Annotated in this window: 13 protein-coding genes and 1 tRNA gene; 5 read left to right on the top strand and 9 right to left on the bottom strand. The window is 34.5% G+C overall.

Features of this window, described 5'->3' with window-relative positions; genetic code table 11:
* Positions 1–8: 8 nt before the first annotated feature.
* The 4 genes from clpX to WBP_RS00680 all read right to left on the bottom strand — a co-directional run bounded on the left by clpX (position 9) and on the right by WBP_RS00680 (position 3,511).
* Positions 9–1,289: an ATP-dependent Clp protease ATP-binding subunit ClpX gene (gene clpX, locus WBP_RS00695; protein WP_011256750.1), complete on the bottom strand. Its 1,281-nt coding sequence runs from the start codon at positions 1,287–1,289 to the stop codon at positions 9–11.
* Entirely contained in the window at positions 1,289–1,915 is a 627-nt protein-coding gene (clpP, locus tag WBP_RS00690; protein ID WP_011256751.1) for an ATP-dependent Clp endopeptidase proteolytic subunit ClpP, read from the bottom strand. Before clpP ends, clpX begins: the two co-directional genes overlap by 1 nt.
* Before the next feature lie 11 nt (positions 1,916–1,926).
* Positions 1,927–3,270 (bottom strand): trigger factor, encoded by a 1,344-nt coding sequence (tig, locus tag WBP_RS00685; RefSeq protein WP_167895756.1) that lies wholly within the window; start codon positions 3,268–3,270, stop codon positions 1,927–1,929.
* Between the two features lie 159 nt (positions 3,271–3,429).
* Positions 3,430–3,511, bottom strand: a tRNA-Leu gene (locus tag WBP_RS00680).
* Between the two features lie 139 nt (positions 3,512–3,650).
* Between WBP_RS00680 and WBP_RS00675 the strand changes: the two genes are divergently transcribed.
* Positions 3,651–4,241: a BON domain-containing protein gene (locus WBP_RS00675; protein ID WP_011256753.1), complete on the top strand. Its 591-nt coding sequence runs from the start codon at positions 3,651–3,653 to the stop codon at positions 4,239–4,241.
* A gap of 52 nt (positions 4,242–4,293) precedes the next feature.
* On the top strand, positions 4,294–5,235 hold the full coding sequence (gshB, locus tag WBP_RS00670) for a glutathione synthase (RefSeq protein WP_167895755.1): 942 nt from the start codon (positions 4,294–4,296) through the stop codon (positions 5,233–5,235).
* On the opposite strand, the gene WBP_RS00665 is transcribed toward gshB, so the two are convergent.
* Together WBP_RS00665 and lpdA (WBP_RS00655) are read right to left on the bottom strand one after the other, a co-directional pair.
* Positions 5,220–6,251 carry a UDP-N-acetylglucosamine--N-acetylmuramyl-(pentapeptide) pyrophosphoryl-undecaprenol N-acetylglucosamine transferase gene (locus WBP_RS00665; protein ID WP_167895754.1) on the bottom strand — a complete coding sequence of 344 codons (1,032 nt, stop codon included), beginning with the start codon at positions 6,249–6,251 and terminating at the stop codon, positions 5,220–5,222. The genes gshB and WBP_RS00665 overlap by 16 nt on opposite strands.
* 462 nt (positions 6,252–6,713) lie before the next feature.
* Positions 6,714–8,099 (bottom strand): dihydrolipoyl dehydrogenase, encoded by a 1,386-nt coding sequence (gene lpdA / locus WBP_RS00655; protein WP_167896289.1) that lies wholly within the window; start codon positions 8,097–8,099, stop codon positions 6,714–6,716.
* Between the two features lie 622 nt (positions 8,100–8,721).
* Here lpdA (WBP_RS00655) and WBP_RS00650 point away from each other — a divergent pair.
* From WBP_RS00650 to WBP_RS00640, 3 genes are read left to right on the top strand one after another with little or no spacing between them, the layout of a single operon-like run.
* On the top strand, positions 8,722–9,831 hold the full coding sequence (locus tag WBP_RS00650) for an outer membrane protein assembly factor BamB family protein (protein ID WP_167895753.1): 1,110 nt from the start codon (positions 8,722–8,724) through the stop codon (positions 9,829–9,831).
* The gene (lpdA, locus tag WBP_RS00645; protein ID WP_167895752.1) at positions 9,824–11,212 is read left to right on the top strand and encodes a dihydrolipoyl dehydrogenase; all 1,389 of its coding nucleotides are present in this window, start codon (positions 9,824–9,826) and stop codon (positions 11,210–11,212) included. The genes WBP_RS00650 and lpdA (WBP_RS00645) overlap by 8 nt, the downstream gene beginning before the upstream one ends.
* Positions 11,213–11,214: 2 nt before the next feature.
* A complete protein-coding gene (locus WBP_RS00640) occupies positions 11,215–12,393 on the top strand; it encodes a tyrosine-type recombinase/integrase (protein WP_167895751.1) in 1,179 nt (392 codons plus the stop codon).
* A gap of 477 nt (positions 12,394–12,870) precedes the next feature.
* Here WBP_RS00640 and WBP_RS00635 read toward each other — a convergent pair whose 3' ends face one another.
* The 3 genes from WBP_RS00635 to WBP_RS05245 all read right to left on the bottom strand — a co-directional run bounded on the left by WBP_RS00635 (position 12,871) and on the right by WBP_RS05245 (position 14,061).
* Entirely contained in the window at positions 12,871–13,023 is a 153-nt protein-coding gene (locus WBP_RS00635; RefSeq protein WP_160119451.1) for a hypothetical protein, read from the bottom strand.
* Positions 13,024–13,465: 442 nt separating this feature from the next.
* Entirely contained in the window at positions 13,466–13,588 is a 123-nt protein-coding gene (locus tag WBP_RS05250; protein WP_179958980.1) for an ankyrin repeat domain-containing protein, read from the bottom strand.
* Between the two features lie 131 nt (positions 13,589–13,719).
* A complete protein-coding gene (locus WBP_RS05245) occupies positions 13,720–14,061 on the bottom strand; it encodes an ankyrin repeat domain-containing protein (protein WP_011256763.1) in 342 nt (113 codons plus the stop codon).
* Positions 14,062–14,074: the final 13 nt, after the last annotated feature.

Here is a 14,074-nt window from a genome sequence, read left to right as displayed (position 1 = left end):
GTCTCAAATTAATCATTAACTGTTATAACATTGCCCTTGTTATTATGATTAATCACTGCTTTCCCTAATTCTACCATTTCCTTAGTGATTACTATTGTACTACCCTCAAAACCCCCATTTCCAGCTGTATACATAACATCAAGCAAAAGTGATTCTAAAATAGCACGTAACATCCTTGCACCTGTTTTATAACTCATAGCTTTTTCAGCAATAGCTGATATTGCTTCATCTGAAAATTCAAGGTTTACCTTGCTAAAAGCAAGTAACGCCTTGTATTGCTTTATTAGCGCATTTCTTGGCTCTATCAATACATGTACTAGATCTTCATGGTCCAGCTCATCTAAAACAGCAGTTATTGGAACCCGTCCTACAAATTCTGGTATTAAACCAAATTTGATCAAATCTTCAGGTTGAACATCATGCAAAGTATTCTTTTTCTTTTGCTCTTTAGATTGACTTATATCTGCTCCAAAGCCAACTGATGTTCCCTTTTTTCTTGCTTCAATAATTTTATTTAGACCTTCAAAAGCTCCTCCACAAATAAATAGTATGTTATTAGTATCTACTTGTATAAACTCTTGTTGTGGGTGCTTTCGCCCACCCTGTGGTGGAACATAAGCAACTGTGCCCTCCATTATCTTAAGCAAAGCTTGCTGGACTCCCTCACCTGAAACGTCACGTGTTATCGAAGTGCTTTCAGATTTTCTTGTGATCTTGTCTATTTCATCTATAAACACTATACCACGCTGTGCCTTTGCAACATCATAATTTGCAGCTTGCAATAGACGCGATAACACGCTTTCTACATCATCACCTACATAACCTGCCTCGGTCAAAGTTGTCGCATCAGCCATAGCAAATGGTACATCTGAAACTTTAGCAAGCGTTTTAGCTAGTAAAGTTTTACCAGAACCAGTGGGACCAATGAGCATCACATTCGATTTTTCAATTTCGACATCACTTATGGCATTAAACTGTGCCATGGATTGACAATGGTTATACATAGCCACAGACAAAACGTGTTGTGCGTGCTCTTGACCTACAACATGCTTGCTAAGAAAAATTTTTATATCCTCAGGCTTTTTTAGTAATAACTTTACATCAGACATATAATCTGAATTAAAAGACCCACCTTTCTTTTGACTTATTGCTTTATGGGATAACTCTATGCACTCGTTGCAAATAAACACTTTCAAACCATCTGAAGAATTAGTAATCAACTTGTCTACTTCATTTTGTGCCTTGTTGCAAAAAGAACAGTAGTGTAAATCGTCATTGTTGTTATCCATTAACCTACCTTTTGTTCAACTTTAATATTCTCGACCTTAATATCCTTACGCTCAGCTATTACTCTATCAATCAAGCCAATTCTTCTCGCTTCTTCAGGATCCATGAATTTATCTCTTTCCATCATTCCTTCAATTTTCTTCAGTGAATTTCCAGTATGTTTTTCATAAATCTGATTCAGTTTTCTCTTAACCCGCAAAATTTCATTAGCATGTATTTCTATATCAGTTGCTTGACCCTGATAACCACCAGATGGCTGATGTATCATAATTCTTGAATGAGGTAGAGAGTAACGCTTACCTTCTGTGCCAGCTGCAAGTAATAAAGAACCCATAGACGCAGCTTGACCTATACACAAAGTTGAAACATCTGGCTTTATATACTGCATTGTATCATAAATCGACAAACCAGCAGTTACAACACCACCTGGTGAATTAATGTACATATAAATGTCTTTATCAGGGTTTTCCGATTCTAAAAATAAAAGCTGTGCTACTATTACACTGGCCATGTTATCTTCAACAGGACCAGTTACAAAAATTATCCTCTCTTTTACTAGCCTAGAATATATGTCATAAGCACGCTCACCACGACTAGTTTGCTCAATTACAATTGGTATAAGAGTCATACCTTTTCCTACTAAATATTACCAAACAATTCTTTTAACTCTTTCACAGAAACAATTTGCTCTTCTTTATTAACTTTTTCTATTATGTAACTCGTAACTTTATGCTCTAGAGCTTGCCCTCTAACTAACTCTTGAAATTGTCTGTCTGACTTAAAATGCTTAAATACCCTATCAAATGGCACATCTTTACTGATATACTGATTTACAATAACATTTAAAATATCATTTTGAGTTAACGATATCTTATGCTCTGTACTAAACTTCATAAATAACATTGCAAGTTTTACACGCCTTTCAGCTTCCTTACAAGAGTCATCCTTAGAGCCCAACTCCCTTTCCACTCTCTGTTGCTCCTGTCTTACTACATCTGTAGGTAAATCAAAGCTATAATTAGCATCCAAATAGTCAAATAGCTCCTTCTTAATCAAGAGATCTCTCATTTCTTCACACTGACCACCAATTACTTCTTTTGCATGATTTTTTAGCGAAGAACAATCTCTAAACCCAATTTTCTTAGCCATTTCATCATCACCTCCAAAATCTTCAGCAACTTGAATATCATTAACTCGAACAGAAAAATTAGCCTCTTGTCCCGCAAGGGAAATGGTTTGATAATCCTCAGGAAATTTCAACTTAAAACTTTTTGTTTCTCCTTTTTTCATACCAGTTAATTGATTTTCAAAACCATTAATAAATGTGCCAGACCCTAAAGTAACTTTAAAGTTTTTGTTGCTCCCACCCTGAAAAAGCTTATTTCTAATTCGTCCTTCAAAGTCAATTACCAATTTATCTCCATTCTTTGCCTGATAAGAAGTATCATCAACAGAAACAAAGCTAGGAAATCTTGTTTTTATAGAATCGACAAACCCTTTTATGTCCTCCTCTTCAATCCTTGCTTCAACTTTTTTCAAATTTATTTTATCAAGATCTATTGCTGGTACTTCCGGCATTGATTCAAAAGACAGTTTGTATACAAAATTGCTCTTCTCACCCTCTTCATTCAAATTTGGTAATGATATAATATCAACCTTAGGATAAATGTGAGACTTGACTTCAATTTTTTTCATTAAATCACTTGAGCAATAGTCAATTGTACTATTTACTACATATTCCAAAGCTTCGTTCTTATAATTTGTAACAACAAGATCATAGGGCATCTTTCCAGACCTAAATCCAGGCAATTTTGCGTTTTTTGCTATTTCTTGTAGTCTAGAATTCACCTTTTGTTCTATATAATTGCTACCAACCGTGATTTCATACTCATGCTTTAGTTTATCTATACTAAGTTCCTTATAAGTATATATACTACTTAATGTATCTACTTCTACTGCATTTTGAGGTATATTACTAGACATTACAATCCATTTATCAACATTTTAATTTATATTCTAACAGAGTCATTCTATCAGAATTTAAGTTAAATACAATCTTTAAGAACAGGTTTTTTCACACAGCTAAAAGTGTATTCAGTGATTATAAATTTTTTCTTAAAACCTAAGTTACATGATTTCAAGTGCGGATAGAGGGACTTGAACCCCCATGAGCAAGCTCACCAGGACCTAAACCTGGCACGTCTACCAATTCCATCATATCCGCAAAAAATCTTCAGTACTCCATTATAGGTACACTATTAAAATATTCAAGATTTAAAGTCTTACTTAATTTATGGTATTTACACAATCAAAAAAGCTTATTAACATTTCTTAATAAGAGCTCTAAATTCTAAAAACCAATAATGAAATTAATAACAAGTTTATTACTTGCAATTTTTCTGATCACACAGAGTGGCTGCACAACCCTTATAATAGGTGGTGTAGTGGCAACAGCAACAGCAATAACAATGCAAGATAAATCCCTGGGAAATATCGTTGATGACACAACCATGGTCATTAGAATCAACAAGGAACTTTTAAAACATGGGCTATTTTCATCTATTAAGGTTAGAGTAAGTGAAGGAAGAGTATTGCTTATTGGAAACGTTGACACTCCTGAGAAGCAACTCACAGCAGAAAAAATAGCTTGGCAGCAAAAAGAAGTTAAAGAAGTGATAAATGAGACAAGAGTAACACCAATTCAAACTACTTCCATGTTTGATACCACTGTGGATTATATGATAACGGCAGAAATAAGAACAAGACTCCTGGGAAAAAGAAACATCAAATCAATTAACTATAGCATCAATACGGTTGATGGAGTTGTTTATTTGATGGGTATAGCCCAAAATAAAGCAGAATTAAAAGCCGTAATAGCAATTGCAAGAAAAGTAAAGGGAGTAAAACAAGTCGTGAGCTATATACGGTATAGAAATAGCAAGTTACGTCATTAACGGACTTCTTTGAAACTTAGTTTTCAGCAGTAATTTTTATATCAAAAGTGATATGCAAACAAGAGTAGCTTTTCAAATGGATGAAAATATAAACTTTGAAACTGATACTACATTTGCATTAATAAAAGAGGCACAAAGAAGGAAGTACAAAGTTTTTGCCTATGCCCCTAGCAATTTAGCACTAAAGCTAAATCAGCCAATTGCTCTTGCTCAGAAAGTCAGTGTTGATGATTGTAATTTTACCTCTAAAGAAGATGTAGCTATTAACTTGAATGAAATGGATATCATATTTATCAGACAAGACCCACCTTTTGATATGCGTTACATTACAACTACCTATATTTTAGAAAAAACTAGAGCACTGGTAATTAATAATCCAACAGAAATGAGAAATTGTCCTGAAAAATTGATAACTTCATTATTTCCAGAGTTAATTCCTCCAACTTTGATTACTGAAAATATATCAATGATCAGAGATTTTTACCACGATTACAGAGGTATTATTCTGAAGCCATTGTACAGCTATGGAGGAAACGATGTAATAAGAATACAAAATGAAAACAGTATTCAAGTAGTAGTGGAACTCATGATCACAAAATATAAATGTCCTGTAATTGCACAAGCATTTTGTAAAAATGTAAACAAAGATAAAAGAATATTGTTGCTGGATGGTCAACCAATTGGAGTAATGAAACGAGTTCCAAGGGTCAGTGGAGAAATTAGAACAAATTTGCGGCTTGGAGCAAGTTTTGAACCCGTTGAAATGAACGATAGAGACAATGAAATATGTAATAAAATTGGCCCTGAATTAAAGAAAAGAGGGCTAATATTTGTTGGCATTGATATTGTAGATGACTTTCTTCTCGAAATCAACATAACTTCACCCACGGGAGTAGTTTACATCAATAAACTATATAATACATCACTAGAAAAAGACCTATGGAACACATTTGAAGAAAAAGCCAGCAGCCATATTAGTCAACCAAGTTTGTGAATTACTATTTTAATAAACTCAGTAACCCCATTCTTTATCCTTATTTTCTTAGTATTATTAGCCATATCACGTAGTTTTTGAGAATCACCTAATAGATTAACTAGTAACTTCGTTAGATTTTTTTTCACCTCACTATTTTGCTCAACTACTACAGCTGCCCCTGAATCTTTAATATATTCCGCGTTATAAAATTGATGATCATCCTTTGAGCAAGGATAAGGAATATATATAGCAGGGCGTCTAGCAAGAGTGATCTCTGCTATTGAAGTTGCACCTGCCCTGCTAATTACCAAATGAGCATCGGTTAATCTGCTTCCCATATCATCAAAAAATTCACTCAACTCACAAATAACCTGTCCTCCTTTGTATAAGCCCTCTACCTTATTCATATTTTTCTTCATGCATTGTTGTACTACTCTAATCTTCTTTCTTATTTCAATAGGCAGGTTACAAATTACGCTACTTACTACATCATCAAAAAAATTTGCACCTTGGCTACCTGCTATGATTAATACAGTTAGGATTTTCTTAGTGCCAGAATGGCTCTTTGCTTTTATATCAACAAAATTTCCTGTAAAAACACATTTATTGCCTTTTGCATACTTAGTTTCTGGAAAGCTAGTTGCAATCAATTCTGCACTATTGAAAAAGAATTTATTTACTCTCCCTAAAACCACATTTTGTTCATGTAAAATTATAGGTATAGAAAGAACTTTTGCTGCAAGAAGAGTTGGAAAAGAAGCATAGCCACCAAAACCAATGACCAGTTTTGGTTTTAACTTTCTTATTTGATATAATGCTAACACACAACTATATATCAACAAGAGAAAAAATCTAAACTTATTGCCACCAGGTTTATTTAGTGGCAGGGTATAGTCCTTCACGTCAGCATTTTTACCTGTTTTTTTATCAGCAAATAATATGCTATCGTATCCTTGCCTTTTTATTGCTCTTGCTAAGGTTATAGCTGGAAAAATGTGTCCACCTGTACCACCTGTTGCTAGAATGATATCCATCTGTGAATAACAAAATGATGCTAGATTATTAACTATAATTTAATAACTTGCACGCAGAATCTTATTAAGCTTTATGATAGTTGAGTTACAATGCCCAAAAGTAGTAATAGCAAAAAAGAATCTAATGTGAAAAAAAATAAACCTAAAGAACAAAGAGAAAGCAGAGCGGAGTTTTTTTAAACTGTTAAAAACATAATAAAAGTTCTCCTCAAATCAACTGTTGATCTCCCTCAGCAAGCTCAAAATAAAATGAGAAATACTGATCAACAACAAGGTTTAGATAGCAAAGAAAAAAGCTCAGAAGACCTTAAACCAGAGAAAAAACGTGAAATGAAAGAAGCAGCTGCAGAGTTGAAAGAGGCATAAAAAAATCTGATGCTGGCAATCAATCTGTTGGAACTGAAGTATCAAATCAAGCTACTACTCAAGATATTGACAATTCCAAAACAATAGAACATTAACTCAACTGTTTAACGACTCATCATATGCAGCAAGTACTGATTCATGTATCATCTCTGAAATGGTTGGATGAGGGAAGACCACAGACTTTATGTCACAGTCTGTTCCTTCTAGCTGCTTTACAAGGACAAAATTGCTAATTAACTCTGTTACTCCTACTCCTATCATGTGAGCTCCAAGAAGCTCACCTGTTTTTTTATCTATAATCACCTTTACTAACCCTTCGGTTTCACCTAGCGTAATAGATTTACCATTAAAGTTGGAATGAAACTTCCCTATTTTTATATCATACCCATCTTTTATTGCCTGCTCTTCAGTAAGGCCAACACTTGCTATTTGCGGATGAGAGTAAGTGCAATTTGGTATGCATTCTTTTCTTAACGCACGAACATTTTTACCAGCAATTCTTTCAATGCAGATCACGGCTTCGTGGCTTGCTTTATGTGCTAAACATGGCGGACCAGCTATATCACCTATTGCATATACACTTGATTCATCAGTTTCATACCATTCATTCGTTTCAACAAAACCAGAAGCACTTAATTTAACTTTTGTATTTTCTAAACCTATACTTTCAGTGCTTGCCTGAATACCAACTGCAACAATTACCCTATCAAACTCTTTGCTTTCACCACTGCTTAGTTGCACTTTAATAGAGTTCTTACCTTTAGTAAAGGCTTTTACACTATTGTTTGTATATATTTTTATTCCCTTTCTTGTAAATATCTCTTGTGCCAAATTTGAAATATCTTTATCCTCCAGCGGCAAAATAGCGTTCTTTACCTCTATGATTGTTACATCAACTCCCAAAGTACTATAAAAACTCGCAAATTCTATTCCTATAGCACCAGACCCTATAATTAGTAGTGACTTTGGCAATCTATCCGGGGTCATAGCATGCTGTGCATTCCATAATAAATCTCCATCTGCTTCTATCCCATGCAGATTTCGCATTCTCACACCTGTTGCTAAAATAATATGTTTGGAAGAAATTTCTTGTTCCTCCCTACCACTAGAAACTTTTATAGTATGATTACCTGCAAGTTTACCAAAACCTTGGTAGACTTTAATGCCATTTTTTTTCATCAAATACGCAACACCGCTTGACAATTTACCAACAACGTTCCTTGAGGATTTTACTATCGACTGTATATCAAAGCTTGCATCCTTTACTTTTATACCAAATTCCTCTGATCTTTTTATGAGTTCATAGACTTTGGACGCTCTAAGTAGCGATTTAGTTGGTATACATCCCCAATTTAAACATATACCACCTAAACTTTTTTCCTTTTCAATAATTGCAGTTTTAAATCCAAGTTGTGCCGCTCTAATTGCTGCTATATAACCACCAGGACCGCTACCTATAACTACAATATCATATTCACTCACTAGTTTTCTCATATTCAAAAGACTATATATAACAGATGGAATACGTGTAATCAATGACGTTACCTCTTGTTACTTAAATAGTTAAAACTAGCATCTAGATCTTTCTAGCCACACAGAAACAGGACTAAAAAAACTACTTGACAAGCTTTATCATTCCTCTTACTATGGAATTTAAGTTATTTTATAACTTTCCAATCTGGGCAGGTTAAAATGACAAGAAGATCTTGCATTTAGTGTACTACTGTTTAATTTTTCGCACTATGTGCACCGCTTTATAAAATTTAGATTTTTACAGCTGAAACGCGCTTATAAAGCGCTTAAGGTATTACCCAATATCAAATAAAGTAAAGAGTTAATAATTAGCTACTTTGTTTTTTTTGCCTTTTTTCTATTTGGTAAATTTTTTAAATATCTATGGCTAACGTGAAGCCAACTTGTTAAACACAACAAATGATGTCAGTTACTCGCATGATACCTTGAAGATTTGAAAATCGTTATTCCTATAAAGAATGCAACTGATTTTTTGTGAAAAAGCCCTACACTTTCAACATGCAATAAGAACATTTTTATTGTAATTAAGATTTCTAGCATGTATATTAATAAATCTTGTTTTCAATAAGTAATGAAAGTAATAATTGTTATGATAATATTATCGTGTAGCAGCTACACAATGGCAAGCGAACGAATAAGTCTAGTGAATAAAAAATTATCCCAAGGATATGTGGCCCCAGTGCTCACAGAAAATAGTGTTATTTTGGCAGATAAGCATGGCACCTTGTATTCCTTTGATATTGACAACTCAAGGGTTATGAACTGGAAATTACACCTTCCACACAGAAAAAAGATTGGTAACATAAGCCTATCGCGTTATGGAAGAAATGTTTTCTTTGTAGTAGATAACGTTCTACATGCAATAGATGCAAAAACTGGAGAGATTCAATGGGAAAAAGAGCTGAGAGCTCCTGCAAGAGGAAAAGTAGTAGTAATAAATAATAAACTGATAGTTTTGACCATTGATAACTATCTGCATACGTTTGATGTAAAAGACGGCAGTCCTGCTTGGACTTACCAAAATGGTATCAATGAGATTCGAGGTTTATACTCCATATCACCAGCAATTTTCAACGATAAAATAATAGCACCATTTTCAAACGGTGAACTAATAGCCTTTAATGAAGATGGTAAAAAATTGTGGAGCCAAAAATTGTTCACAAACCTTTTTGATACACCGCTCACAGATATAACTACCACACCAAGAGTATGTGATAACATTTTAATAGCCAAAAATAACTCTTACATTTATAGTATTGACGTAAAATCAGGAAATATTTTATGGTCCAAGCCACTAAAGGTAAAAAGTGTATCAGACATTGAGTCATATTATAGTCCACTTATCCCTGTAAAGGAACAAAAAACAGGTGGTAGAATTTTTATAGTGACTAAAGACAACAAAGTAATTGGCATCGATATACAAAGCGGAGAAGTAGTCTGGACGTCTGATTTAATAGAAAATACGCAATTATTTGCTCCAGTTATGTATGCTCATACGCTATGGGTTACAAGTAATAAAGGTTCAATGCTTGCTTTCCCTGGGTCTGAAAGTGTAGAAGAAACTATTAAAATACCGGGTAATGTGTTTCATACTCCAGTGTTTACCCATGGCAAGATATACATAACAACTGAAGGAAATGGTGTTTATTCTTTAGAAAATAGGTTCGTTTTTTATGAATAATTATGATCTGATTGTTATAGGTGGCGGTCCAAGTGGTTATAAGTGTGCTATCGCTGCTGCAAAACTTGGATTGAAAGTTGCTTGCATAGATAAAAATAGCATTTTTGGTGGCACGTGTTTACGAGTTGGATGTATACCCTCTAAAGCGTTACTTCACTCCTCCTACCAGTATGTCTGCACGAAAAATAACCTGCCAAAACTTGGCATAAAAACTAAAGATGTAAACTTCAACCTAAAAGAAATGCTAGGGTACAAGGACGCCAGAGTTCAGGAGCTTGGAAAAGGTATAGATTATCTGTTTAATCTTTACAAAATTACTAAAATCAACGGCCTTGGAAAAATTACTTCTTTTGATCAAGATAGCCTCAAAGTTTCAGTTGAAGACAAGGTGTTGAAGACAAAAAACATAGTAATTGCAACCGGTTCCAATGTCAGTTCTTTACCAGGAATTAATATCGATGAGAAGAATATTATTTCATCCACTGGTGCATTATCTTTAACTGAAGTGCCAAAAAAGCTCGTCGTAATTGGAGCTGGGGCAATAGGGCTTGAAATATCTTCCGTATGGAGCAGACTAGGGTCTGAAGTTATTGTAGTAGAATTTCTTGATAAAATTGCTGCAACAATGGATGGAGAATTAAGTAAGTCTTTGCTTTCCAGTCTACAAAAACAAGGAATAAAATTTTTGCTTAGCACTAAAGTTGAGAAAATAAAACAAAATAGTAATTCTTTGAGTGTGAAAGTTTCCTCTATTAAAGATAATCAAACGAACACTATAGAAACAGATAAGGTGCTCATTGCAGTAGGCCGCAAACCATGCACTGAGGATCTTGGTATCGATGAAAAAATAGAGGAAGATAACCGTGGTTTTATTCAAGTCAATAATAGATATGAAACTAATGTGAAAGGAATATTTGCCATTGGTGACGTGATCGGTGGAGCAATGCTTGCTCATAAAGCAGAAGAAGAAGGAGTGGCAGTTGCAGAGATAATAGCTGGGCAGTCCCCTCACGTTGATTATGAAATCATACCTTCGGTCATTTATACTCATCCTGCAGTTTCTTCAATTGGTAAAATTGAAGAGGAATTGAAAAGTGCTGGTCGAAAGTACAAAGTTGGTAAATGCCAATTTGCTGCAAACGGCAGAGCAAAAATCACTGATGATGCTGAAGGGTTCGTGAAAGTGCTAACTTGCAGTACAACAGATACAATATTAGGTGTGCATATCATAGGTGCATATGCTGATACCCTAATTAACGAGGCAGCGGTGGCAATGGCATACGGTGCAGCAGCAGAAGATATATATAGAATTTGTCACTCTCATCCTGACATAAATGAAGCTTTCCGTGATGCGTGCATAGATGCTTTCTTTAAAAAGTAACTATGGACTTAGGTCCAATCATTGAAAATTGGCATGAGTGGCTAAGGTGCTATAGGTCTTATTCATCTAACACTTTAGAATCATACATGAGGGATCTAAAAGATTTTATCAGTTTCCTCAGTGCTCACATTGGTGAAGAAGTAAATGTTGGCTCTTTGGAAAAATTGAGCGTACCTGAGCTCAGGAGTTGGTTTAGTTTTCGCTATGCAAGAGGTATAAACGCAAGATCTAACACTCGTGCATTATCAGTAATCAGAAACTTCTTCAAGTATATAAAAAACAATTATGAAGTAAATAATGAGGCTGTATTTTCCCTGTCAAGGCCAATTCAAAGAAGAACTTTGCCTAAAGCATTATCAATATCTGATATAAAAACTTTAGTAGATTTCTTCTTGCATAACTATTCTTTACAAGAAACTCACTCCTCTTTGTCATTCCAGTATGCGACCAAAAAAAAAGAACCGGTGCTAAGCACACAACTGTACAAACATTGCAATTTCAGCTTGCCAGGATTCCAGTGCTCAGACACCAGAAAATTAATCATAAACAAGCGCACACTTTCGATCAAAAACTGGATTCCAGTGTTAAGCATCGGAACGACAGAAGGCAATACAAAAACTTCAGTGAAAGAAATAAAATTGCTTGACTTAGGCGAACCTTGGATAATAAAAAGAGAAATTGCGATTATTGTCCTGTTATATGGCACAGGTTTAAGAATCAGTGAAGCATTGAATCTTAAAGTCAGTGATACCAGCAATGAAAGTTTAATAGTAACAGGCAAAGGAGATAAACAAAGACAGGTATTTATTCTTCCAGTAGTAAAAATGTTTATACAAGAATACGTAAAAGCTTGCCCTTATCTTAGTGTTAACAATGAAGCACAACATCTCTTTGTGGGAGTAAGAGGAAAAAAATTAGGAAGAACTTATGTCGCTAATCGTTTGCAAAAAATAAGAAGAATGTTAAATTTGCCGGAAATTTTATCTCCACATGCATTCCGTCATAGCTTTGCTACTCATTTGCTTCAAGAAAATGTTGACATAAGATTTATACAACAACTTCTTGGTCATTCAAGCCTCGAAACCACTCAGGTTTATACTCACCTAAATTATCAGGATGTTTTTAATATGTATAAAAATTTCCAACAGAGTCTGGAAAAAGATAAAAAGTTAAAACTCTAAATCATCTTTTAGTCAATTGAGACAGCCTGCAACTTGATCGCGTTTAACATCCCTACTAAGCATTGTGTTAGCTTTAAACAACATTCTGCTGTAAGAAAAACCGATGTAGCCGGCAACAAGCGAAATGCATATTGCTTAAATCAGATATTGTTAAACATGCACCAACAGCGCATATTCCCAAACAACGTAAAAGATGCAAAAGCGTAGTTGCTTTATTTTCTATTCTGAGCGCTTGCTTCTGAGGTTTTTGGTTTCCACTATTTAAACTTTGGCTTTGAGTACAAAGTTGAGCATTTTCATCAGTAAGCCGAGCTATTTGACTCGTTGATTCACTCTTTCTAGTTCTATTCGTTCCAAGTTTCTTTTTAATTGTGAAATTCTGCTAATTTTAACCGCTTCTTCATGCACAACCCTATTCAGCTTTTGCTCTTCTTCTATAAGTTGAGCTTTTGTACTTTCAAGTTCATCTACAAGCTTTCACACAAACTGTTCAAAATCTACCGGTATATCATTTGTACTTGCAAAATGTTGCACTGCACTTGCAGAAAATTCTTCATCTAGATAATTTATAATAGATCCGATTGGATCACTAATATTCCTCAATATAGCAGTAACAATTGCACGATTCATGAAACAATTACCTTCTACCAACTTTTTTTTACATCATCTAAATTTTCCTACTAATAGCATCAGTTAATCGTTCTATAATAGCCAGTTCAATTATTTGCTTCAATTGTACATTAAGCTCTATTGGAGGTGTCGACTTTATTTGACTAAAGTATAGATTTTTATGTTCTAAAAGCTTTATCAATACTTCCTGCTTATCTTGTGTTATTCCTTCTAAACACGATTTGACGATCAGGTCAAGTGGTGTTTCTATTTCTCCATTTGGGGCTATTCTTCAGCAATTAGGATTAAGTTTTGTATTTAATAGAACCTTCACTAGATAAACGTTTCTACTATGCAGAGGATTCAATAATTCTTTCCCTTTTTATGCTTTTTCAAATTCTAGTCTATTGTATCCTCAAATCCTCTTGCAGTACAACCTAGAAGGTTCCTATATCCATAATCTCTAATATAAGTTTTTATCTTGAGGTGTGAGCAACATTTCTACTATATCCTTAGCCCCAACCCGGCAAGCAATATGCAAGGCCTTATTTTTTTTCATATTAGAAGTTTCAACAGACTCCACCATATCATTGTATAAGTCACCTAAGTATACACACTCACCTTAATCATTCACACTATTCACAACTTGACCATTATTACAACATCTGTAATAACCTGGCCGTACCTCTGCCACTTTCCAACCACAAAATAAATATACTAGACGCCCAAATTGATCTCTCTTTCGTCTTTACTCACAAACAGATTGCTTACTTTGAGCATTAACATCGATATTTCTGTTTTTTGTATAAGCAACTTAGTCATTTCTTTCAGTGTAGGCTGATTACTGCTAGCTATGTAGGTATTAGCAACAGACATTAAAGGTGTCATACCTTCTTCATCAAACGTATTAACATCAGTACCTTCTGCTATAGCCCGTTCAAAATCTTCTAGGTTCTCATTATCAATAGCCTGAAATAGCTTTTGTGTTGATTCATTAAGTGGTCCAGGAGTTATCCAACTAAATCCGTAACCAGTAGTACTTGTTCTATTACTATGCACATCAAATCTACTT

The sequence above is a fragment of the Wolbachia endosymbiont of Brugia pahangi genome (assembly GCF_012030695.1).
In the GTDB taxonomy this organism is placed as follows: Bacteria; Pseudomonadota; Alphaproteobacteria; order Rickettsiales; family Anaplasmataceae; genus Wolbachia.
The sequence above is the reverse complement of the archived record's forward strand: the minus strand, read 5'-3'. Positions and strand labels throughout refer to the sequence as shown.